Origin of the sequence: Pseudarthrobacter sp. efr-133-R2A-89 (genome assembly GCF_030209315.1) — a bacterium.
Taxonomy (GTDB): domain Bacteria; phylum Actinomycetota; class Actinomycetes; order Actinomycetales; family Micrococcaceae; genus Arthrobacter.
The window spans coordinates 1-23,571 of sequence record NZ_JARVSE010000011.1; the positions used below are offsets into that span (position 1 = coordinate 1).

The following is a 23,571-nucleotide window of genomic DNA, read 5'->3' on the forward strand; positions in this document are numbered from 1 at the left end:
TTTAACAGGGCGGACGTCAGCAGACCGATCGGGCCGGCGCCCCCAACGAGGGCAACTTGTCCGGTTTTAGCCCCGGATCGCTCTACGGCGTGGTATCCCACGGATAGCGGTTCGATCAGAGCGGCGTGGTGAAGGGGGACAGAGTCGGGGATGGGGTGCACCCAGCGGCGTGGAACTGCGATTTTCTCTGCGAGCCCGCCGCCTCCGCCGCTTAGGCCAATTACACCTAAGCCTTCTGAAAGGTGATAATCGGTGCTGTCAGGTCCGGTGTTGACGTCGTCGCGTGCGATATATGGTTCCACCGCGACTCGCTGGCCTGGGGCAATATCGTCTACACCCTGCCCCACTGCGTATACGATTCCCGCGAACTCGTGGCCCAAGGTAACAGGCAAAGAGTCTCCGGACGCAGGGTGGCGCTCACCGGGCTGGGGACAAAAAATGGGTCCCTCAAGGTACTCGTGAAGGTCAGTGCCGCAAATGCCGCACCATGCGACATCAATACCTACGGTTCCTGGCGCCACGTCCGGCTCAGGAACATTGTCGATCTGGATATTCCCGCGGCCGTAATAGCGTGCTGCTCTCATTTATTTTCCTCGTTATTGTCCTGCGCATACGGCGCTAGAAGATAGGGGACTATTCTGGGTTCGGTTGTCTGCCGCGCACTCCGCTTTCCGGCCGGCGCAGCAGGTACCGAACATCAAAGGGCCGAATAGTGGGATTCGTTGAACGGAATTGGCGAATGTGATTGTATCGGAACTGGAATTACGGATGGCTAAAAATCACAATTAAGGTTCTCCAGGAGCCTGACATTAAACGGCTTGGAAGTCCTTGGTTTTCGAACAAATGGCCCAACCTTTCTCAGCTGCTTGCCACCATTGCCGGCGATGCTAGCTGGCACGCCTTCAGTATCTGGAGCTGTCAGGCAGATGTGGACGATACTCACGCGCCCGAACTCGTAGGAGTCTTCAGGGACTTAGGCTTAGGTGTTTGGAACTCGAAGAATTCAAACCAGAGCTTGCTCGTTGATTGGGTACCCCAAAAGGATGTAGGAACTAATTTATGCGGGATGGACACTAAGCGGGGAGACACCGTCTTCTCCGGATATGGCAGCGACAAGCCGTTTCCGATCGAGTCCCACCCTGCGATGACGTGAGACGATTCGACCTGACCGGAGCACGAGCACGTTATCCGCCAGGGCCAGCATCTCTTCTAGGTCATCGGTGACTATGAGCACAGCTGTGCCCTGCGACGCCACGCGGCGGATGAGGACGTGGATTTGGGCTTTAGTTCCCACGTCAACGCCAGCCGTTGGTTGATCGATGATCAGAACGCGCGGTTTAGCCAGAAGCGCGCGTGCGAGCAGAATCTTCTGCTGGTTTCCGCCGCTGAACCGTTCCGCTGCTAAGGAAGGCATATTGGGTCTGATTTCGAGTTCAGTAAAGTGTCTATTGGACTCACTGAGCGCGGCTTTACTGCGTATGACCCCGAATCGAGTGAGGCCGCGGTCGAGGGCATTCAGAATCAGGTTTTCCTGGGCCGATGAAATCCCTATAAGGCCTTCCGTCTTGCGATTCTCGGGAAGCATGACGATTCCCATCTTGAGGGCTTGGCGTGGGCTGGCAACAGTAGTCCTTCTGCCGCTAATGGAAATTGTTCCGGCACTTAGGGGTTCCGCGCCCGTAAATGTCCTTGCCACCCTAGTCCGTCCCGATCCGACCAAGCCCGCAAGGCCGATAATTTCTCCTCCGTGGATCGCGATGTCAATGCCGGATATTCGTGGGCCTGACACCGCGGTGAGCTCTATGACAGGGACGCCGGTGAAAGGAGGACGCCCGCTGTTCGCGGGGTCGAATTCTTCATCTGCCAATTCTGCTCCAAGCATGCTCCGGGTCAAGGAACCCAACGTGAAGTCAACTGTCCGTCCCCTATCAACGACCGTGCCGTTACGCAAAACCGTGAGTGACGAGCAGTACTGAAATATTTCTTCAAGAAAGTGCGAGATGTAGATGATTGAGATGCCGTTGGCAGACAGTTCGCGGATGAGGTCCCCCAGGTCCTCACGCTCTGGTCCGGAGAGCCGTGCGGTTGGTTCATCCATCACGAGCACTCGAGCATCGCGGGCGAGTGCTTTGGCGACCTCAACACGTTGCTGGAGTCCTGTGCTCAGATCCCCCGCTGGGGCATTTAGGGGCAGTTCAGAGAGCATCGGTACTCGTTTCACGATCGAGCGCGCAGCGGAAAGAATTCCACGGCGGTTATAGCCTCCGCGTCCCGGTTCGATACCCAACAAAATGTTCTCGGCCACCGAAAGGGAGGGAATAAGGCTCAGTTCCTGATAAATCATGCCAATGCCGTGTTTCAACGCAGACCGAGGATTTGTCAGACGGGCTGGGAACCCGTCGATTTCGATGAGACCTTTATGGTCCGGGTAAAGTCCTCCCAGGATCTTCATCAGTGTCGACTTGCCCGCCCCATTTTGTCCCACGAGAGCGTGGACTTCGCCGGGTTCAACGGTAAGGTCCACCTCGTTCAAGACTCGGACGGTACCGAATGTTTGTGATATTTTCTCCATTCGTACTCTTGGCGCTGTGCTGCTCCCCGTTGCCGAGGCTTCTTGATGCCATGATCGTGTCACGGTAGGCCTGTCTTCCCGTCGCTTGTTAAGGCGGCAGGAGAAGCCGATGCAACGGCCTCTCCTGCCGCAGGTTTTACCAGTGCCAGCTGGTCTTGAAATCGGCTACGTTCTTACTGGTGATGGATGGGAGATCGATAAAATCCGTGGGCGTGGGAACGGACTTTCCGGTGATGTGCGAGCAGAGATCTTCGAGGCTTCGGGCTCCAATAGTTGCCCCATCCTGCAAGATCGTTCCGTAGAGGTGCCCGGCCTTGATCGCCTCTTGGACCTCAATCGGGAAATCCCCGGCAATAAACTTCACATCGTCCCTGCCAATGCTGGCAGCGTACTGCGCGCCGACATACATTTCAGGCCCCTCTGCTACAACAGCGTCCAGCGTTCCCTTGGGATACTTCGCTAGGAGGTCCTGAACAGCGGCAAGATTATCGGCGTTGTTCCAGGAATCGGTCACCGTGGTGGCTATCTTGATAGACGGATTGGCGGCAAATGTCTCCGTTATGCCCGCGGTTCGATCAATCTCAACAGGGTTACCAACTACGCCTTGAATAATGGCGACGTTACCGCCATTAGGAAGTGCTTCTTCAACAAGTTTTGCAAGGGCGATGCCATAGTCCTTTTGGTCTACGCCAACGAAGGTTACGACATCAGCGCCTTGGCCTACGTTGGCGTTAACCGTCGCTACAGGGACCGAGTTGCGATTTGCGATTTTCACGGCGGGAACGAGGCCGTTGGACTCAGTGGCCTGCAGAAGAATTCCGTCCGGCTTGGAAGTCACAGCTTGCTGTAGCTGGGAGGCCTGGGTGGCAATAACTCCGGCCGCATTCTGAACGGTTAGGTCAACGCCCAGCTTTGCAGCCTGTTCTGTCATTCCCTGAGCCAGGGTTGCGTTCCAGGGATTCTGTAGATCGTTGACTAAGGCGGTGACCTTTGAGCAGCTACCCGAGGCGGCCGTTGCTCCTGCGCCGGGGGCAGCCGACGAACAGCTGCTTAGACAGATTACCGTAACGGCGCTGGCCAACGCGATCGGTGCGACTGCTTTTCGATTGGTACTGAACCACTTCATTCTGATGTCCTTCTTTGAGCTACGGAGGGAGGGTGGGCTGGGGAAAGCTAAGCTCGGCTGCGCGCTTTGGTCAGCTGGTCTGAGACAACTGCGACGAGAATGATTGTTCCCGTGACCGCCGGCTGCCAATAGGGCGAGATGCCCAGTTGGTTGAGGCCCGTGGAGACGACGCCGAGGACGAGGACTGCGGCCACTACATTGCCGACTCGTCCCGCCCCGCCAGCCAAGGACGTGCCGGCAATAACGCAGATAGCGATGGCGTTCAAGGGCCAATCTGCTGCTGCTGTGGGCTGTCCAACAGCAGATTGGCCGAAAAGGAACACGCCTCCAAGTCCCACAGCGAGACCACCGAAAGTGAATGCGGCGATTTTAATAGGGAGTACTGGGACGCCTGAAAGGTAACTTGCCTCCGCATTGGCGCCCACACTATAGACCCAATGCCCCCATTTCGTCCTGGACAACAGTAGGTAAGTCACGATCGCAAATGCTACAAAAACCAGAAAAAGCATAGGGATGCCGACGACGAGCTCGAAGGCAAAGTCGGTCAAGGCCACTGAGCTTCCGCTAATTGATCGGCCCGACGTCAGAACGAACAGAATTCCGGTGATGATGCTTGCGACAGCAAATGTAGTGATGAATGCGTTGATATGCAGCCGAGCGATAATGATTCCATTGATCAAACCAATGAACATACCGAGGAGCGTGCCGACAATAAGGGCGGCCGGTAAACCCCAGGAGCCCGATAAGTACGCTACAAGCACACCAACTGCGCCACCGGAAGCACCAACAGACAGGTCAAAACCGCCGCTTATCATCATTACCAGCATGCCAAGTGCGACTATGCCGATAACCGAGTTCTGCATAAGAATGTTCTGGAGGTTGGCAGGGTTACGAAATGGCTCCGAGATGAGCGAGAGAACTAGAACCAGCATGACGAGAGCGACCCAAAGCGTGTGCCGGCTTAGGAAGCCTGACAAGGACTTGCGAGGTGATGATGAGCCGGGCAGTGATAGGTCTTCAGGCGCCTGGGAAGGCGCCGCTATTCTGTTAGCTGCAGGCGAGGCGGACGGGACGGGCGACATAGGAACTCCTGGATGGAATGGGGTCGGCAGTGACGGTGAATGAAACAACTTCAGGCGATGAAGATGCGCCTCCGGAAAGCAAGCGATAAGGGACCGCGCACTCAGCACTGGGCCCGGAAATCCGCGAGATGTGAGCGAGACCAGTGGGACTGTGGGGCAGGTAAATGCCGGGTTCAATGCGATTTTGCATCAACCGAATTAGGCCGTGTTGGTTCGGCTGGTGGTTTACCGGATGGTAGAGCGCAATGCCGCCGAGGGGTGCCTGGGGTGTTGACTTGCACTCGAACTCGCCCTCAGTCTTCGGCGAATATGCGCCCTGGCTGTGGTGAGTTACAACACGAATGGTTTGTGCGGCAGAGGCCACGCGGACCGGGCATGGTGCCAGCCGCTGCCCTGCAATTGACTGATGCGCTCCCGCGCAAGTGTAGAGCGGGGAGCGTTGGGGTGTGGCCGCTGCTTTAGTGGAGGCCGCCCGGCGAAAAGTCAATTATCTGGAACTAATCGACGAATTATTTTGCCTGCCAGAGAGCTTGCGTGAAGGGTCCGCTTATAGGCGGAATACTCATACAGAGGCCGAGATTGGCGGGCGATTTCCCCTTTTGTCGTAAGTTGGGTTCCCCTTGAGCTTGAAGCAGGGGATTCGCTTAGTTCCTAAGCTTGAGCGACTGATTCCTCTGGCCTCGGGTCATACGCGACAGCCTGGCCAAAGTGCGGGTTGGGATTAAGTCCCTGTACGTCAGATTTCACTAGATCCTCTTCCTTGAGGTGGTACGGGGTATCGCCCCTCATTGGGCGTTAGTCAGATACTGCCATGCAGTCGTAGACTTTGTCTATATGCAATGTATTTCATATTATGAAATACCTTCGACCCTCGACCAAAGCCTGGGACTGCCCCCGGTTTTGTTGACTCCTTGACCTAGCGAGCTTGTGCTCGTGGAAGGATGTTGACCATGCCCACGCCTTATGGGGCGGAGTTCCGCCAGGATGTTATTGATGTGGCCCGCAAGGGTGAGGCGCCTCTGGCGCAGATTGCGAAGGATTTCGGGCTTTCGATCACCACGCTGAAGCGATGGATTGCCATCTCTGAGCGTAAAGATTCCGGGGCTGGCCCGGCGGCCGCTGAGTCGGCTGAGATGCGGGAGCTGAAGAAACGCAACCGCCTGTTGGAGCAGGAGAACGAGATTCTCCGCCGGGCGGCTGCCTATCTGGCCAGGGACATCAACCCAAAATGACGTACCCGCTGGTCACGGATCTTGCCGCCGGCGGTGTTCCCGTGGCGGTGACCTGCAGGGTGTTGAAGTTCAGCAAGCAAGGCTATTACCGGTGGAAGGCCAGTCCGGTGACGGAACGGGACTGGGTCGACGCGCACCTGGTCAACGCCGCCTTGGACATCCACGCCGACGATCCCGCATTCGGGTACCGTTTCATCGCCGACGAGCTCCCGGAGAAGGGCATTAAGGCGGGTGAGAACAGGGTCCAGCGGCTGTGCAGGGACCACGGCATCTGGTCGGTGTTCTCCAAGAAGCGGGGCCTGAACCGGAAGCCCGGGCCGCCGGTTCATGACGACCTGGTGGAGCGGGACTTCACCGCCGTGGCTCCGAATGAGCTGTGGCTGACGGACATCACCGAACACCCAACCACCGAGGGGAAGCTCTATCTCTGCGCGGTGAAAGACGTCTATTCCGGAAGGATCGTGGGCTACTCGATGGACTCGCGAATGAAGTCCTCGTTGGCGGTGGCAGCGCTGGAGAACGCCGTACGGGCACGCCGCCCGGCGGGGACAGTGGTGCACTCCGATCGCGGGTCCCAGTTCCGGTCCCGCCGCTTCGTCGAAACGCTCCGCCACCACGGCCTCACGGGGTCGATGGGCAGGGTCGGTGCGTGTGCGGATAACGCCGCTATGGAATCGTTCTTCTCGCTGCTGCAGAAGAACGTTTTGGACCGTCAGCGGTGGCTCACCAGGCGGGACCTCCGGCTGTCCATCACAACGTGGATCGAGCGGACTTACCACCGCCGGCGACGGCAAAGACGGCTGGGAAAGCTCACGCCCATCGAATATGAAACAATCAACCGGACCGAGCTCATAGCGGCCTAAGACCCCGAGTCAACAAAAGCCGGGGCAGTCCCGCTCTTTAGCGAGATCGCGTGAGTCATGTCGTGCCCACTCCCCAGGCCCATGAATAGGTGTAGGACCCCAGGCCCACCCGACAACTCCGGAACAAGGACACGCAAGAACCCACTCAAAGCAATTCGGAAGTCTCACTAGCCAGGACTTGAACCCGCCACCCCACACACCTGAATAGGTCACTGCGGTGGCCAGGCCAGAGCCCGCGGCCCAACCCGTCAGAGCGACGACAACCAAACGTTGTCAACACGTCAAAGCAAAATCGCCTCTGACGAGCCGATACGTCGTGCCCGAGGTGGGACTCGAACCCACACACCTTTCGATACCGCATTTTGAGTGCGGCGCGTCTGCCAATTCCGCCACTCGGGCGCGGAATACGTGGAGTGGAACGCTACGCCCACAGCTGACTGTGAGCAACGCGATCGCTTCACGTACGCGGAATTACTCTACATGCAGATAGGCTGAATTCCAGAATCGCGCCGCCGTCGCCGCAAACAAACCCTGCAAGCCAAGTACAGCCGCGGTGGCACCTAAGATAGTGATGTCCCGCCGTACCTTTTCAAGGAGATCCCGTGACTGAACAGACGGAGTCCAAGCCCACGTCCCAGCCGGCGCGCCGCGTTATTGTGGCGGAGGATGAAACCCTCATCCGCCTCGACATCATCGAGATCCTGCGCGGCGAAGGCTATGACGTTGTGGGCGAGGCGGACAACGGTGAGAAGGCCGTCCAGCTCGCCGAGGAACTGAAGCCGGACCTGGTCCTCATGGACGTCAAGATGCCCGTCATGGACGGCATTTCGGCGGCCGAGAAGATCGTCAAGGCACGCATCGCCCCCGTGGTGCTGCTGACCGCCTTCAGCCAGAAGGAACTGGTGGAGCGTGCCCGCGACGCCGGCGCCATGGCCTACGTGGTGAAGCCGTTCACGCCCGCCGACCTCATCCCGGCCCTGGAGATCGCGCTTTCCCGCCACGAGGAAATCAAGGCCCTCGAGAGCGAGGTTTCCGACCTCCAGGAGCAGTTCGCCACCCGTAAGCTCGTGGAGCGCGCCAAGAGCCTGCTGACCACCAAGATGGGCCTGACCGAGCCGGAGGCCTTCCGCTGGATCCAGAAGACCTCCATGGACCGCCGCCTCAGCATGCGTGAGGTCGCCGAAACCATCATCAACCAGGTCAACTAGCGCTCCGGCCGGGCCCAGAGAATTACGACGACGGCCCGGCCTCTACGCGTAAAGTCCCCTAACGCGCACAGCACCAAAGCAAAGGACCCCTGCCAACCGGCAGGGGTCCTTTGCTTTGTCCGAAGACTAGGCCTAGGCCTTCTTCTTCTTTTCCGGCCAGGGGCCGAGCTTTTCCTTGTTGCTGCTGACTTCACCGGCGCGGGTGGAGTCGGCCAGGTCGCCTACCTTGTGCACCTTCAGCGAGTTGGTGGAACCGGCCTTTCCGGGAGGGGACCCGGCAGCGATGACCACCAGGTCACCGTCCTGCACCAGGCCCATTTCCTCGAGGCTGCGGTCCACCTGCGCGGTCATGGCGTCTGTGTGGTCCACCATCTGCACCAGTACCGGCTGGATTCCCCAGGTGAGCGCCATCTGGTTCCAGACCTGCTCCACCGGGGTGAACGCGAAGACCGGCTTGATGGGCCGCAGGCGGGACAGGCGACGGGCGGAATCGCCGGACTGGGTGAACGCACAGATGTACTTGGCGTCCAGCTGGTCGGCGATTTCGACGGCGGCACGGGTGATGGCGCCGCCACGGGTCTTGGGCTTGGTCCCCAGCGGGGGGACGCGCTCCAGGCCGTGGACCTCGGTGGATTCGATGATCCGGGCCATGACCTTGACCGTTTCGATCGGGTACTTGCCCACACTGGTCTCGCCGGAGAGCATGACGGCGTCGGCACCGTCGAGGACGGCGTTGGCGCAGTCGGAGGCCTCTGCACGGGTCGGGCGCGGGTTGTCGATCATGGACTCGAGCACCTGGGTGGCCACGATGACCGGCTTCGCCCAGCGCCGGGCGAGCTCGATGGCGCGCTTCTGCACGATCGGCACTTCCTCCAGGGGAAGCTCCACACCGAGGTCGCCGCGGGCCACCATGATCGCGTCGAACGCGTCGATGATCTCCGGCAGCTGCTCGACAGCCTGCGGCTTCTCGATCTTGGCGATGACCGGCACGCGGCGGCCTTCTTCGTCCATGATCTCGTGCACGCGGGTGATGTCGGACGCATCCCGGACGAAGGACAGGGCCACCAGGTCCACGCCCCGGCGCATTGCCCAGCGGAGGTCGTCCTCATCTTTTTCGCTCAGCGCGGGAACGTTGACTGCCACGCCGGGCAGGTTGATTCCCTTGTTGTTGGACACCATGCCGCCGACGGTCACCTCGGCAACCACCTTGACGTCGTCGACCTCGATGGCGCGAAGGGCCACCTTGCCGTCGTCGATCAGCAGTGCGTCTCCCACCTTGACGTCCTCGGTGAGGCTCTTCAGGGTGGTGGAGCAGATCTCCTGGGTGCCGGGGACGTCCTCGGTGGTGATGGTGAAGATGTCACCAACCGCGAGTGCGTGCGGGCCATCCACGAAACGGCCCAGGCGGATCTTGGGACCCTGCAGGTCGGCCATGATGGCCACGGCCTTGCCCAGGTCCGCTGCCGCCTTGCGGACGTTTTCGTAGGTGTTGTCGTGCACGGTGTAATCGCCGTGGCTCATGTTCATGCGGGCGACGTCAACGCCGGCCTCCAGCACAGCCAGGGTGTTCTCATAGCTGGCAATTGCCGGGCCAAACGTAGCCACAATTTTTGCGCGTCTCATATACCTACCCTATTGGTCTCTTGCATTGGTTAAGTTGTCGGCGAGGTGAACCCTCGATGCACCCCTAGAGGACGGCGATGGCGCGGTCCGTCGGCGCGACGGGAGCGGGAAGGATAGTGCTTCCCATCAGGTACTTGTCCACGGCTGCTGCGGCGGCGCGGCCCTCGGCGATGGCCCACACAATCAGGGACTGCCCGCGGCCGGCATCACCGGCAACGAAGACACCGTCGGTGTTGGTCATGTAGTAGCCGTCGCGGGCCACGTTGCCGCGGCCGTCGAAGTCGGCGTGCACCTGTTCGGTGAGGCCGGCCGGTTCGGCTCCGGTGAACCCCAGGGACAGGAACACCAGGTCTGCGGGGATGATCCGCTCGGTGCCCGCCTTGGGGAGTCGCTTGCCGTCGACGAATTCGGTTTCGGCCACCTTGACGCCGGTGAGCTTGCCGTTTTCGCCAACGAATTCCACGGTGGACGCGAGGTAGGTGCGTTCGCCGCCTTCCTCGTGGGCGCTGGCCACTTCGAAGAGGTTGGGGAACGTGGGCCACGGCTGGTGGCTGGCACGTTCGGCCGGCGGCTGCTTGCCGATCGCCAAGGTGGTGACGGACGCTGCGCCGTGCCGGTGGGCGGTGCCGAGGCAGTCGGCCCCGGTGTCACCGCCACCGAGGATGACCACGTGCTTGCCGTTGGCGTGGATCTGGTTTTCGATGGCTTCCCCGGCCACCACGCGGTTGGCGGGTACCAGGTAGTCCATGGCGAAGTGCACGCCTTCCAGGTCCCGGCCCGGGATGGGCAGGTCCCGCGGGACGGTGGCGCCGGTGCACACCACGACGGCGTCGTAGCGCCTGCGCAGCTGCTCCCACGTCACGTCGGTCCCAACGGCCACGCCGGTCCGGAAGCGGGTGCCTTCGGCCTTCATCTGCTCGACGCGGCGGTCCACCTGCTCTTTTTCCATCTTGAAGTCGGGGATGCCGTAGCGCAGCAGGCCGCCGATCTTGTCGTCCCGTTCGTAGACAGCGACGGTGTGGCCCACGCGGGTCAGCTGCTGGGCGACGGCCAGGCCCGCCGGCCCGGAACCCACCACGGCGACGGTCTTGCCGGTCAGGCGCGTCGGCGGCAGCGGGTTGACCCAGCCGTTCTCGAACGCCTCGTCGATGATGGAAACTTCGACCTGCTTGATGGTGACGGCGGGCTGGTTGATCCCCAGCACGCAGGAGGCTTCGCAGGGGGCGGGGCACAGCCGGCCGGTGAACTCGGGGAAGTTGTTGGTGGCGTGCAGCCGCTCAATCGCTTCCTCGCCCTTGTCCCGCCACATGAGGTCGTTCCACTCGGGAATGAGGTTCCCCAGGGGGCAGCCTTGGTGGCAGAACGGAACGCCGCAGTCCATGCAGCGGCCGGCCTGCGCCTTCAGGACGCCTTTCTCCTGCGCTTCGTAGACTTCCTTCCAGTCCATGATGCGCACGGGAACGGGACGGCGCGGCTGGGTTTCACGCTGGCGTACTTTCAGAAATCCGCGTGGATCAGCCACCGGTCACCTCCAGGATTCGAGACCATACTTCTTCGCCGTCGGGGTCAAGGCCCTCTTCGATGGCGTCAAGACGGGTTTGCAGCACGGCCGCGTAGTCGCGCGGCAGCACCTTGGTAATGCGGGCAGCGGTGTCGTCAAAGTTTTCGAGGAGCCGCGCCGCCAGCTGGGATTCGGTTTCTTCGATGTGCTTCACCAGCAGTCCATGGACAATGTCGCGGTCCTCGGCGTCGAGCTCGCGCAGCTGCAGCTCGCCGGACTCGAGGGCCTGCTTGTTGACGCGGGTGGTCCGCAGGTCCAGCACGTAGGCTGTGCCGCCGGACATGCCGGCGCCGAAGTTGCGCCCGGTGCGTCCCAGGATCAGCGTCTGGCCGCCGGTCATGTACTCGCAGCCGTGGTCCCCGATGCCTTCGACGACGGCCGTGGCACCGGAGTTGCGGACCAGGAAGCGTTCGCCCACCTGGCCGCGCAGGAACATCTCGCCGCTGGTGGCGCCGTAGCCGATGACGTTGCCGGCGATGACGTTGGTCTCTGCCTTGAAGACGTTGGTACGGTCCGGCCGGACGATGATCCGGCCACCGGACAGCCCCTTGCCCACGTAGTCGTTCGAGTCGCCGAACAGCCGCAGGGTGATGCCCGCCGGCAGGAAGGCGCCGAGCGACTGGCCGGCAGTGCCGTTCAGCGTGATGTCGATCGTGTCCGTGGCCAGCACGTCGGTGCCGTAGGTCTTGGTGACGACGTGGCCCAGCATGGTGCCCACGGAACGGTCGGTATTGATGACGTCCACGTTAATCTTCAAGGGGCTGCGGTCCGTCAGCGCCTCGGTGGCCATGGTAATCAGCCGCTGGTCGAAGTGCTTGTCCAGCTCGTGGTTCTGGCCGGTCATGTTCCGCAGCGGCGCGTCGTCGTCGAACTCCAGGCCGTGCAGGATCGGGTCCAGGTCCAGGCCGTCGGCCTTCCAGTGGTTGACCGCGTCGCGGGCATCCAGGACTTCCGTGTGGCCGATGGCCTCTTCGAGGCTTCGGAAGCCAAGCTCGGCAAGGATTTCACGGACTTCCTCAGCCAGGAACTCGAAGAAGTTGACCACGAATTCCGGCTTGCCGCTGAAGCGGGCACGAAGCTCCGGGTTCTGGGTGGCAACGCCCACCGGGCAGGTGTCCAGGTGGCAGACGCGCATCATGATGCAGCCTTCCACCACGAGCGGGGCGGTGGCGAAGCCGAATTCCTCGCCGCCCAGCAGGGCGGCAATGACGACGTCGCGGCCGGTCTTGAGCTGGCCGTCGACCTGGACCACCACGCGGTCGCGCAGGCCGTTGAGCATCAGCGTCTGCTGGGTCTCGGCCAGGCCAAGCTCCCAGGGGACACCGGCGTGCTTGAGCGAGTTCAGCGGCGAGGCGCCGGTTCCGCCGTCGTGCCCGGAAACCAGGACGACGTCGGCCTTGGCCTTGGTCACGCCGGAGGCCACGGTGCCGATCCCCACTTCGGAGACGAGCTTCACGTGCACCCGTGCGGACGGGTTGGCGCGCTTGGCATCGTAGATCAGCTGCGCCAGGTCCTCGATCGAGTAGATGTCGTGGTGCGGGGGCGGGGAAATGAGTCCGACGCCGGGAGTCGAGTGGCGGGTCCGGGCCACCCACGGGTAGACCTTCTGCGCCATCAACTGGCCGCCTTCGCCGGGCTTGGCGCCCTGGGCCATCTTGATCTGGATGTCGTCGGCGTTGGTCAGGTAGAGGCTGGTGACGCCGAAACGGCCGGAGGCGATCTGCTTGACCGCGGAGCGGCGCTTGGGGTCCAGCAGGCGGTCCACGTCCTCGCCGCCTTCACCGGTGTTGGACTTGCCGCCCAGCTGGTTCATGGCGATGGCCAGCGTCTCGTGGGCTTCCTGGGAGATGGAGCCGTAGCTCATGGCTCCGGTGGAGAACCGCTTGACGATGCTGGAGACCGGTTCCACTTCTTCGAGCGGAACGGAGGGGCGCTCGTTCTTGAACTTGAGCAGCCCGCGCAGGGTCATCAGGTTGGTGGACTGGTCGTCCACGCCCTTGGTGTAGGCCTTGAAGATGTCGTACCGGCGCTCACGCGTGGCGTGCTGCAGCCGGAAGACGGTCTCCGGGTTGAACAGGTGCGGTTCGCCGTCGCGGCGCCACTGGTACTCGCCGCCGCCCAGCAGGGGCCGGTGCGGCTGTTCGATGCCGCCTTCCGGGTATGCCATCTGGTGGCGTGCCGAAACTTCGGCAGCGATAACGTCCAGGCCAACGCCGCCGAGCTGGGAGTGCGTGCCGGCGAAGAATTCGTCCACCAGTTCCTGGCCCAGGCCCAGTGCCTCGAACGTCTGGGCGCCGGTGTAGGACGCAACAGTGGAGATGCCCATCTTGGACATGATCTTCAGGACGCCCTTGCCGAGGCCCTTGATCAGGTTGTAAACGCCGTCCTGCGGGGTAACCCCGGTGACGTCGCCTGCGGCAATGAGCTGTTCCACGGATTCCATGGCCAGGTAGGGGTTGACGGCGGACGCGCCGTAGCCGATCAGGACGGCCACGTGGTGCGTCTCGCGGACGTCGCCGGCCTCGACCACCAGGGCGGTCTTGGTGCGGTTGGCGCTGCGGAGCAGGTGGTGGTGCACGGCGCTGACCAGCAGCAGGGACGGGATCGGGGCCCACTGGGCGTTCGAGTCACGGTCGGAGAGCACGATGTACTGGACGCCGCGGTTGATGGCGCCGGAGACCTGCTCGCAGATCTCGGTGAGCCGGGCGCGGAGGGCGTTCTCGCCGCCCTCCGGGCGGTACAGGCCGCGGACCTTCATGGCCACGCGGTTGCCGTCGGCGTCCTCGATGTTGGCGATCTTGGCGAGCTGGTCGTTGTTGATCACCGGGAACGGCAGCTGGACCTGCGGCTGGCGCACCTGCTTGGTGTCCAGCAGGTTGCCGTTGGGGCCGATGGCGCACGTCAGGGAGGTGACCAGTTCCTCGCGGATGGCGTCCAGCGGCGGGTTGGTCACCTGCGCGAAGGACTGCACGAAGTAGTCGAAGAGCAGGCGGGGGCGCTTGGACAGGACCGCAACGGGGGTGTCGGAGCCCATGGCGCCGAGGGGTTCGGCGCCGGTGCGGGCCATCGGGCCGAGCAGGATCTTAAGTTCCTCGGTGGTGTACCCGAAGGTGCGCTGGCGGATGTTCACGGACGCGGCCGTGTGCACCACGTGCTCGCGCTCGGGCAGGTCGTTGAGGTCGATCAGGTTGTCCTTGACCCACTCGGCCCACGGGTTGGCCGCGGCGACTTCGGCCTTGACCTCTTCGTCGTCGATGATGCGGCCGGCCTCGGTGTCCACCAGGAACATCTTGCCCGGGGAGACGCGGCCCTTCTTGACCACCTTGGAGGGCTCGACGTCGATCACGCCCACCTCGGAGGCGAAGACGATCAGGCCGTCTTCGGTGATCCAGAACCGGCCGGGGCGCAGGCCGTTGCGGTCAAGGGTGGCACCCACCAGGTTGCCGTCCGTGAAGGAGACGGCGGCAGGGCCGTCCCATGGTTCCATCAGCAGTGAGTGGTACTCGTAGAACGCGCGCCGTGCCGGATCCATGGTGGCGTGGTTTTCCCATGCCTCGGGGATCATCATCATGATCGAGTGCGTGATGGGGCGGCCGGAGAGCCAGAGCAGCTCGGCGACCTCGTCGAAGGACGCGGAGTCCGATGCACCCGGGGTGCAGATGGGGTACAGCTCTTCGGGAGAGTCGCCCAGCAGCGGGTTGGCCAACTGTGACTGGCGGGCACGCATCCAGTTCCGGTTGCCCTTGACGGTGTTGATCTCACCGTTGTGGGCGATGGTGCGGAACGGCTGCGCCAGGGGCCAGGACGGGAAGGTGTTGGTGGAGAAGCGTGAGTGGACGATTGCCAGCTTGGTCTTGAACCGCTTGTCCGAGAGGTCCGGGTAGAACGGCTCCAGCTGCGCGGTGGTCAGCATGCCCTTGTAGACGATGGTCCGGGAGGACAGCGAGGGGAAGTAGACGCCGAACTTGTTCTGGGCGCGCTTGCGGATCCGCCAGGCGCGGGAGTCCAGTTCGTTGCGGTCCAGTTCCTCACCGCTGGCCGAGGCCAGGAAGGGCTGGGAGAAGTAGGGCATGCAGGCGCGGGCCATGGCGCCCACGAGGTCGGCGACAACGGGGACCTCGCGCCAGCCGAGGACCTTCAGGCCTTCGTCGGCGGCGAGGCCCTCGATGCCGGCCTTGGCTGCGTTGGCCTCACGCTGCTCGGCGGGCAGGAATGCCGTGCCCGCCACGTACTGGCCGGGGGCCGGCAACTCGAACTCGGTCACTGCCCGGAAGAACTCGTCGGGGATCTGCATGAGCAGGCCCGCGCCGTCGCCCGTGCCCTCGTCGGCACCCACGGCACCGCGGTGTTCAAGGTTGCGCAGGGCAGTCAGGGCGGCATCGACGATGTCATATCCGGGCTCGCCGCGCAGGGTCGCGATGATGGCGAGGCCGCACGCGTCCTTTTCCTGCTCCGGGTTGTAGAGCCCGGCAGCTTCCGGCATGGCGGCGAAGCGCTTGAACGGCGACAGTGCAGTCTCAGGCTGGTCCGGTTCGGACCAGCTGGGAGTGTTAAGAGTTTGGGTCATGGGAGACGTCCTTCCTCCTGATCGTGCGTATGGAAGGGACACCGTTGGCCCCACTCGTCGGCGCCGTTGCAAGGGCACAACAAAGTGTTGATTACTGGAAATTGTAGGTCAGCGCAGCCTGCTGAACTAACGGTTACGCAGGCACCTGCCCGGGGCTTCATCCGGCAGCATCTCTTTGCTGCCAGGAGTGGCCCCATGCCACGACATTGTGGGTTTCGGGCCCTTCGAGCGGTGGCTCTGCTGCCCTGCCTGGCCGGCTTCCTATTTACCGGCGCCGGCCTCCGATGCGGGTCCTGTGGCTGTGCTGCCGGATGTTCCGGAAGCCGTGGCATCCGTGCCAGGCTTGGAGCCTGCCGGAGCCGCCGCGGTTTCTTCCGTGGAGTCGGAAGCATGCCGGGAACCGCTTTGGTTATCAGGGAGATTACCATGCGAATCACTATCTGAGACAACAGTGTCCGGATCACGGACTTCCTGCGCGTCCTCGGCGGCTGCCCCGGGCAGGGCTGCTTCGGCGGCGGCTGCTTCGTCCGGTTCGTGGCCGGGCAGGTACACGGTGTCCGGCTCCGGCCGGCCCTTGAGGCCCAGCAGGAGGAAAGCAAGCAGGGCGGCCAGGAACACGAAGATGCTGGTCCACACGTTGAGCCTGGTGGTGATGCCGAGGATGTTGATCTGTTCGGCGTCGTCGATGCGCAGCAGTTCGATCCAGACGCGGCCAAGGGTGTAGTACATGGCGTAGAGCCAGAAGAGGCGGCTCCGGCGGAAGTGGAAGCGCCGGTCCAGGGCGAGCAGGATGAGTACCCCGGCCACGTTCCAGAGCGATTCGTAGAGGAAGGTCGGGTGGAACAGGGTATCCGCGGGCAGGCCGGCCGGGAAGTTCGGGTTGTTGGCGTCGATCTGCAGCCCCCAAGGCAGCGTGGTGGGGCCGCCGAAGAGTTCCTGGTTGAAGTAGTTGCCCCAGCGTCCCAGGGCTTGTGCCAGGAGCAGGCCGGGTGCGGCGGCGTCGACGAAGGCGCTGAGCTTTACGCCGCTGCGGCGGCATCCGATCCAGGCACCGACGGCTCCCAGGACGACGGCGCCCCAGATTCCGAGGCCGCCGCGCTGGATCTGCGGAATCAGCGAGAGGTCGCCGGTGCCATCGAAGCCGGGGCCGAAGTAGGCATCGGGGGACGACACCACGTGGTAGAGCCGCCCGCCAATGATGCCGAAGGGAATGGCCCAGATGACGATGTCCCAGACGCTGCCTTCGGGGGCCCCGCGCTTGGCCCAGCGGACGGAGGTCAGCCACAGGCCAACCACGATGCCGGCCAGGATGCACAGCGCGTAGGCGTGGATCCGCAGGCTGCCCCACGGCAGGGGGATGTCGAACCCGGACCAGCTGGGGCTGGGGATGCTGCCCGGCACCAGTGCGGGTGCCAGGGCGGCTGCCTGGATCAGTGCCTGCATGGGTTATGCCCCGTCCGTGGTGTGGCCGGCTTCCGGCGCCAGGCCGGTGCTGAGGTCCTTGGTGAGGGCCGCGACGGCATCTACTCCCCCGTCGCGGAGGGCCGCAACCAGGGCGGTGCCCACAATGACGCCTTCGGCGTAGGCGGCGATCTCGCGGACCTGGTCCGCGGTGGAAACTCCGAGGCCTACGCAGACGCGTTCCGCTCCGGCGTCGTGCGCGGCGGCAACGACGTCTTTGGCGGCGGTGCTGACGGACGTGCGGGCACCGGTGACGCCCATGATGGAAACGGCGTAGACGAACCCGCGGCTTGCATCCACGGTGCGCTGCATGCGCTCGGCGGTGGAGGACGGGGCAACCAGGAACACCCGGTCGAGGCAGTACTTGTCCGACGCTGCCATCCACTCGGCGGCCTCGTCGGGGATCAGGTCCGGCGTGATGAGCCCGGCTCCCCCGGCCTCGGCAAGGCGGCGGGAGAATTCGTCGACGCCCATGCGGACCACGGGGTTCCAGTAGGTCATGACCAGGACGGCGGCGTCGGTCTTGCTGGTGATGCCGGCGACGACGTCGAAGACCTGCTTGACGTGGAAGCCGTTGGCCAGTGCCTCGGTGGTGGCAGCCTGGATGACCTGGCCGTCCATGACGGGGTCGGAATAGGGGATCCCGATCTCGATCAGGTCCGCGCCGTTCTCCGCCAGGGCGATGCCGGCGGCGATGGTGTCCTCGACGCTGGGGTAGCCGGCGGGGAGGTACCCGATCAGTGCCGAGCGGCCTTGGGCGCGGGCGCGGTCAATGGCGGCTGCCGACTTGCTGGTCATCTCTGCGCTGTTCACAGCTGCTCCCCCTCTTTGCCGATTTCCGATTCGGCGGAATCCTTGTCAAGCAGGTCAAACCATTCGGCGGCGGTGGCCACGTCCTTGTCGCCGCGGCCGGAGAGGTTCACGATGATGATCTTCTCCGCCGCGGTGGCGGGGTCTTCGGCGGCGAGCCGTTGGCCCACCTTGATGGCACCGGCCAGCGCGTGCGCGGACTCGATGGCGGGAATGATGCCTTCGGTGCGGCACAAAAGGCGGAAGGCCTCCATGGCTTCGGTGTCGGTGATGGGTTCGTAGCTGACCCGTCCGATGTCCGAGAGGTAGGAGTGTTCCGGGCCGACCCCGGGGTAGTCCAGGCCGGCGGAGATGGAGTGTGATTCGATGGTCTGCCCGTCGTCGTCCTGCATCAGGTAGGAGCGGGCGCCGTGCAGGACGCCGGGCTTGCCCAGCGAAATGGTGGCGGCGTGCCGGCCGGTCTCCACGCCGTCGCCGCCGGCCTCGAAGCCGTAGATCTTCACGGACGGGTCATCCAGGAAGCCGTGGAAGATGCCGATGGCGTTGGAGCCGCCGCCGATGCAGGCGCAGACGGCGTCGGGGAGCCGGCCCTCCTGCTCCAGGATCTGGGCGCGGGCTTCCTCCCCGATGACCTCGTGGAAGTAGCGGACCATGGCGGGGAACGGGTGGGCGCCGGCCGCTGTCCCGAGCAGGTAGTGGGTGTTGGCGACGTTGGCCACCCAGTCCCGGAGGGCGTCGTTGATGGCGTCCTTGAGGGTCTGTGATCCGCTGGTGACCGGGATGACCTTGGCACCCAGGAGCTCCATCCGGGCAACGTTCAGCGCCTGCCGGCGGCAGTCCTCGGCGCCCATGTACACCACGCAGTCCAGCCCAAGCAGGGCAGCGGCGGTGGCGCTGGCCACGCCGTGCTGGCCAGCGCCAGTTTCGGCGATGATCCGGGTTTTGCCCATCCGCTTGGCGAGCAGCGCCTGGCCCAGGACGTTGTTGATCTTGTGCGAACCCGTGTGGTTGAGGTCCTCGCGCTTGAGGAATACCCGCACTCCCCCGGCATGCTGGGAGAACCGCTTGGCTTCGGTCAGCAGCGACGGCCGGCCGGAGTAGTTCTTGTTCAGGTCGGCAATCTGGGCCCGGAAGTCGGGGTCGTCCTTGGCCTTGTTGAAGGTTTCCTCAAGTTCGTCCAGGGCGGCGATCAGGGACTCGGGCATCCACCTGCCACCGTAGCCGCCGAAGTACGGCCCTGGCGCGTGGCGGAGGGATCCGCCCTGCAGGAATGCTTCCGCGGTGTTGTTCTCAGCGTTCCCTGAGGGTGCGTCGGCCATCAGTCCCGTCCTGTTCCAAGTTGATCGGTCAAAAGTGTGCTGTTCCGGCCTGGGCCGGAGCGGTGGTTGCAGGCACCGCGGGGCCGGCACGGGCCGGCACCGCAATGCGGGGTGCGCCGGGGTGCCGTCAGCGGCGCGCGGCGATCGCGGCGGCACCCGCGGCAGTGAATTCGGCGATTCGTTCCCGGGGAGTCGCATGGCTCACCAGGGCCTCGCCCACCAGTATGGCGTTGGCGCCGTTTGCGGCGTAATGCGTGACGTCCTCGGCGTCGCGGACGCCCGATTCGGCGACCACCACTGCTTCGCCGGGGATCAGGCCCGCCAAGGAGGCGAAGACTGAACGGTCGACGTCGAGCGTCTTCAGATTGCGCACGTTGACGCCGATGATCCGGGCGTTCGCCGCCACGGCGCGCTCGATTTCCTCTTCGGTGTGGGTCTCCACGAGCACGTTCATGCCCAGTTCGGCGCTGAGGGCGCTGAACTCGGTGAGCTGGGCGTCGGAGAGTGCGGCAACGATCAGCAGGATGAGGTCGGCGCCGTGGGCACGGGCCTCCCAGACCTGGTATTCGTCAAGCGTGAAGTCCTTGCGGAGCAGCGGGACGTCGACGGCGGCGCGCACGGCGTCGAGGTCGGCGAGGGAGCCGTTGAAGCGGCGCTGTTCGGTGAGGACACTGATGACGGACGCGCCGCCGTCGGCGTACTGCCTGGCCAGCGACGCCGGATCCCCGATGCTGGCGAGGTCGCCCTTGGAGGGGCTGCGGCGCTTGATTTCCGCGATGACTTTCAGCTGTTCCCGGGTTGCGGAGGTGCCGCCGAGGGCCGCCCAGGCGTCGCGTGCGGGCGCGGCTGCCTGGGCCCGGTCCTTCAGCTCAGCCAGCGAAACGAGACGCTTCCTGGCCTCCATGTCCTCCCGGACACCGGCGTTGATGTCGTCGAGAACAGTTGCCATCAGTGGCCGGAGTTCTTCAGCTTGCTGCCTTCGACGCCGTAGCCTGCCCTGCGCATGACGTAACCGAGGATCAGCCCGATCACCATGACCACGGCTCCGCCGATGAAGATGGGGGTGCTGGCGATGACGAACGCGATGGCTGCGATGAGTGCGCCGACGAGCATGACGATGACGCAGGTCCAGGCGGCCGGGCTGTTGCCGTGGCCAAGTTCCTGGCTGTGGTCAATGACGCCGGGGGCCACCGTGCGGGTGCCGGACGTGGATGCGGACGCAGGTGCTTTGCTCATGGAAATCTCCTCAGGATGGATACTGCTTACATTCTGCCATTTTTTGGTTGCCGCCCGCGTACCGTCAGGCGTCCCGCCGGTTCCGGCGCCGCCGGGACGCCGCTCAGGTGGGGTCGTCGCCGCGCGACAGCCGGTCCCAGCTGTCGATCTCGTCCACGGGTCCGGCCGGGGCCGCCTGCCCGGCTGTGACGGGCGCGTCATATTTGGTGCGCGCCTTCCAGTGCCGGGATGCGGGAATGATCAGCAGGGCGCCCAGGGCCAGCAGGCAGCCGGCGACGACGGCCACTGCCGGGAAAGCGGTGAGTTCAACGTGCGCCTGGCTGCCGGAGACGCCGGTGGCGGTGGCAATCGTTCCCTGTGCCGCTGCCAGCGGGTCCGCGAGGACGGTGGCGGCGGCAGTCACGATGCCGGCCGAGGCAAGGACGATGATGGCGGTGATGACCCACCGGGCGATCCTGCCGGCGATGGAGGCGGCAAGCCCGCCGGCCAGGGCCACCAGGGCCAGGGCTGTGACGGTGGTGGCTGCCTTGCTCCCCTGCACGGGCAGGACGTTTTGCGCGGCGCCCGCTTGGTTGGGGTCCAAGGTGGCGGTCATCCACGTCTGGGTGGTGGTGCCGAACGCGGCCAGGGCCAGGAGGGTGATCAGCAGGACCAGCGTGGACTTGCGCGCCCACACCGGCGTGGTCCTGCCTTTTGAGGCTTTGCCCGCTTTGCCGGCGTTGCCTGCATTGTCCGCTGTTCCCGCGCTGCCGGCAGCCACTCCGGAGTCGGCCATCAGGACTCCGTCCGGCCGGGAAGGGATTCCGCGGAGATGTTGTGCAGGGACCCGGCGGTGTGGACCGCGCGCAGCGGGGCGGCGGCCTTGTTGACGGTTTCGAGGGCCTCCGTGGGGTTCACGGAGTCGGCCACGATGCCGCCGCCGGCCTGGACGTAGGCCCGGCCTTCGCGGATCAGCGCGGACCTGATGGCGATGGCCATGTCCATGTCGCCGGCGAAATCGAGGTAGCCCACCACCCCGCCGTAGATGCCGCGGCGGTGCGGTTCGAGTTCGTCCAGCAGGCGCAGCGCCCGGGGCTTGGGCGCGCCGGACAGGGTGCCGGCCGGGAACGTCGCCTTCAGGACGTCGTAGGCCTTGGCCTGCGGTGCCAGCCTGCCCACCACGGTGGACACCAGGTGCATGATGTGGCTGAAACGCTCCACCTCCATGAACTGGGTGACGTCCACAGTGCCGGCCACGCAGACCTTGGAGAGGTCGTTGCGGGAGAGGTCCACCAGCATCAGGTGTTCGGCACGTTCCTTTTGGTCAGCGAGCAGTTCTTCGGCCAGGGCCTTGTCCGCTTCCACCGTCTTCCCGCGCGGACGGGATCCGGCGATCGGGTGGGTGATGACTTCCTCGCCGGTGACCGTGACCAGGGCTTCGGGCGAGGAGCCGACGATGGAGTATTCGCGGCCCTCGGCGTCGGCCAGGCTGAAGATGTACATGTAGGGGCTGGGATTGGTGTTGCGCAGGACCCGGTAGACGTCCAGGGCGGACGCCTGGCACTCCATCTCGAACCGTCGCGAAATCACCACTTGGAAGACCTCGCCGTCCACGATGGCTTCCTTGCCGCGGTCCAAGGCGGCCAGGTACTCGGCCTCATCCCAGCGTTCCTGGACGCTGGACGCAAAATCCAGTGCCGCCGGTTCCAGCACGGAGACCGGCTGCGGCACGGGGGCGCTGATCTTGGCCAGGAGTTCCTTTACCCGCGCGACAGCGTCATGCCAGGCCTCGTCCACGCGCTCGGAACTGTTGTCGAAGTTGATGGCGTTGGCAATGAGCAGGACCGTGCCGTCAACGTTGTCGTGCACGGCCATGTCGGTGACCAGGTTCAGGGCCATCTCCGGCAGCTGCAGGTCGTCCTCAGGCGGGCTGACCAGCCGCTCCCAGTGCCGGACGGTTTCCCAGCCCAGGAACCCCACAAGGCCGGAAGTGAAGGGCGGGAGCCCCTCGAAGCGGTCGGTGCGCAGCGCGTCGATGGTGTCGCGGACGGCGTCGACGGGGCTCCCGCTGACCGGGACGCCGGCGGGCGGCTCGCCCAGCCAGTGGGCCTGTCCGTCCTTGGTGGTCAAGGTGGCACGGGACCGGGCACCGATGAAGGAGTAGCGGGACCAGGCGCCGCCAACGGCCGCGGATTCCATCAGGAACGTTCCGGGCTGGCCCTGCGCCAGCTTGCGGTACAGGCCGATGGGTGTCTCGGCGTCGGCCAGCACCTTGAGCCTGACGGGGATGACCCGGCTGTGGCCGGCGAGTTCCCGGAATTCCTCAAGGCTTGGGCTGATGGTTCCAAGGTCCTGCATGGCTATGCTTGTCCGCCTGTTCTTCTGAAGGGCCGGCCGTGCCGGACTCCTTGAGTGTGCTTGCTGGGTTGGCCGCGGCCGGCTGGGACGCCGTGGCCCGGCAGCCGGTCCGGCCTAGCGTGCGTGGCCTGTGACGACGGTGAGGTCCCTGCCGTCGAAGCAGGTGCGGGTGCCGGTGTGGCAGGCGGCACCGACCTGGTCGACGCGCACCAGCAGTGCGTCGCCGTCGCAGTCCAGTGCAACCGACTTGACCCATTGGACGTGCCCGGAAGTGTCGCCCTTGCGCCAGTACTCCTGGCGTGACCGCGAGTAGAACGTGACGCGTCCGGTGGTCATGGTCCGGTGCAGTGCCTCGTCATCCATCCAACCGAGCATCAGGACTTCGTTGGTGTCGAACTGCTGGACCACAGCTGCCACCAGGCCGGCGGCGTCGCGCTTGAGCGCGGCTGCCACGTCCTCGGGAAGCGGTCCGGAGCCGGGTGTTGCCGGGGCGGATTCAGCGGACGACGACGGTACCTGGGATCCGTTGGATCCGGCGGTTGGGGCGGGGGTTGGCTGCTCAGACATCGGGTCA

Annotated in this window: 17 protein-coding genes and 1 tRNA gene; 2 read left to right on the forward strand and 16 right to left on the reverse strand. The window is 64.2% G+C overall.

Annotation, left to right across the window (positions count from 1 at the left end):
• The 4 genes from QRM95_RS18255 to QRM95_RS18270 form a co-directional block, all read right to left on the reverse strand.
• Positions 1 to 584, reverse strand: a 584-nt coding sequence (locus QRM95_RS18255) for an alcohol dehydrogenase catalytic domain-containing protein (RefSeq protein WP_285248885.1), incomplete at its 3' end; no start/stop codon positions are given.
• A 473-nt stretch (positions 585 to 1,057) separates the two neighbouring features.
• Positions 1,058 to 2,572: a sugar ABC transporter ATP-binding protein gene (locus tag QRM95_RS18260; RefSeq protein WP_285248886.1), complete on the reverse strand. Its 1,515-nt coding sequence runs from the start codon at positions 2,570 to 2,572 to the stop codon at positions 1,058 to 1,060.
• Between the two features lie 136 nt (positions 2,573 to 2,708).
• On the reverse strand, positions 2,709 to 3,698 hold the full coding sequence (locus QRM95_RS18265) for a sugar ABC transporter substrate-binding protein (RefSeq protein WP_285248887.1): 990 nt from the start codon (positions 3,696 to 3,698) through the stop codon (positions 2,709 to 2,711).
• A 47-nt stretch (positions 3,699 to 3,745) separates the two neighbouring features.
• The gene (locus tag QRM95_RS18270; RefSeq protein ID WP_350223892.1) at positions 3,746 to 4,780 is read right to left on the reverse strand and encodes an ABC transporter permease; all 1,035 of its coding nucleotides are present in this window, start codon (positions 4,778 to 4,780) and stop codon (positions 3,746 to 3,748) included.
• 950 nt (positions 4,781 to 5,730) lie between these two features.
• Between QRM95_RS18270 and QRM95_RS18275 the strand changes: the two genes are divergently transcribed.
• Positions 5,731 to 6,875 (forward strand): IS3 family transposase gene (locus QRM95_RS18275; RefSeq protein ID WP_224025840.1). Its coding sequence is split into 2 segments (ribosomal slippage): positions 5,731 to 6,007 and positions 6,007 to 6,875, totalling 1,146 coding nucleotides; the frame shifts between segments, so codons are not numbered across the junction.
• A 317-nt stretch (positions 6,876 to 7,192) separates the two neighbouring features.
• Here the strand turns inward: QRM95_RS18275 and QRM95_RS18280 are convergent.
• A tRNA-Leu gene (locus tag QRM95_RS18280) sits at positions 7,193 to 7,274 on the reverse strand.
• Between the two features lie 203 nt (positions 7,275 to 7,477).
• Between QRM95_RS18280 and QRM95_RS18285 the strand changes: the two genes are divergently transcribed.
• Positions 7,478 to 8,083 (forward strand): ANTAR domain-containing response regulator, encoded by a 606-nt coding sequence (locus QRM95_RS18285; protein WP_009358190.1) that lies wholly within the window; start codon positions 7,478 to 7,480, stop codon positions 8,081 to 8,083.
• A gap of 132 nt (positions 8,084 to 8,215) precedes the next feature.
• On the opposite strand, the gene pyk is transcribed toward QRM95_RS18285, so the two are convergent.
• The 11 genes from pyk to hisI form a co-directional block, all read right to left on the reverse strand.
• Entirely contained in the window at positions 8,216 to 9,706 is a 1,491-nt protein-coding gene (gene pyk / locus QRM95_RS18290) for a pyruvate kinase (RefSeq protein ID WP_285248889.1), read from the reverse strand.
• Between the two features lie 64 nt (positions 9,707 to 9,770).
• Positions 9,771 to 11,228: a glutamate synthase subunit beta gene (locus QRM95_RS18295; RefSeq protein WP_109863997.1), complete on the reverse strand. Its 1,458-nt coding sequence runs from the start codon at positions 11,226 to 11,228 to the stop codon at positions 9,771 to 9,773.
• Positions 11,221 to 15,834, reverse strand: coding sequence for a glutamate synthase large subunit (gene gltB / locus QRM95_RS18300; protein WP_285248890.1), 4,614 nt, complete (start codon positions 15,832 to 15,834; stop codon positions 11,221 to 11,223). The genes QRM95_RS18295 and gltB overlap by 8 nt, the downstream gene beginning before the upstream one ends.
• 261 nt (positions 15,835 to 16,095) lie before the next feature.
• Complete coding sequence (lgt, locus tag QRM95_RS18305) at positions 16,096 to 17,277, reverse strand: prolipoprotein diacylglyceryl transferase (RefSeq protein WP_285248891.1); 1,182 nt, start codon at positions 17,275 to 17,277, stop codon at positions 16,096 to 16,098.
• 3 nt (positions 17,278 to 17,280) lie between these two features.
• Positions 17,281 to 18,093, reverse strand: coding sequence for a tryptophan synthase subunit alpha (gene trpA, locus QRM95_RS18310; RefSeq protein ID WP_285249025.1), 813 nt, complete (start codon positions 18,091 to 18,093; stop codon positions 17,281 to 17,283).
• Positions 18,094 to 18,104: 11 nt separating this feature from the next.
• Positions 18,105 to 19,424, reverse strand: a complete 1,320-nt coding sequence (gene trpB / locus QRM95_RS18315; RefSeq protein WP_285248892.1) for a tryptophan synthase subunit beta — start codon at positions 19,422 to 19,424, stop codon at positions 18,105 to 18,107.
• A gap of 127 nt (positions 19,425 to 19,551) precedes the next feature.
• A complete protein-coding gene (gene trpC, locus QRM95_RS18320) occupies positions 19,552 to 20,373 on the reverse strand; it encodes an indole-3-glycerol phosphate synthase TrpC (RefSeq protein WP_285248893.1) in 822 nt (273 codons plus the stop codon).
• On the reverse strand, positions 20,373 to 20,660 hold the full coding sequence (locus QRM95_RS18325) for an HGxxPAAW family protein (RefSeq protein WP_285248894.1): 288 nt from the start codon (positions 20,658 to 20,660) through the stop codon (positions 20,373 to 20,375). Before QRM95_RS18325 ends, trpC begins: the two co-directional genes overlap by 1 nt.
• A gap of 103 nt (positions 20,661 to 20,763) precedes the next feature.
• Positions 20,764 to 21,435 carry a Trp biosynthesis-associated membrane protein gene (locus tag QRM95_RS18330; protein WP_285248895.1) on the reverse strand — a complete coding sequence of 224 codons (672 nt, stop codon included), beginning with the start codon at positions 21,433 to 21,435 and terminating at the stop codon, positions 20,764 to 20,766.
• Entirely contained in the window at positions 21,435 to 22,997 is a 1,563-nt protein-coding gene (locus QRM95_RS18335; protein WP_285248896.1) for an anthranilate synthase component I, read from the reverse strand. Before QRM95_RS18335 ends, QRM95_RS18330 begins: the two co-directional genes overlap by 1 nt.
• A 114-nt stretch (positions 22,998 to 23,111) precedes the next feature.
• Entirely contained in the window at positions 23,112 to 23,564 is a 453-nt protein-coding gene (gene hisI / locus QRM95_RS18340) for a phosphoribosyl-AMP cyclohydrolase (protein WP_285248897.1), read from the reverse strand.
• Positions 23,565 to 23,571 lie beyond the last annotated feature (7 nt).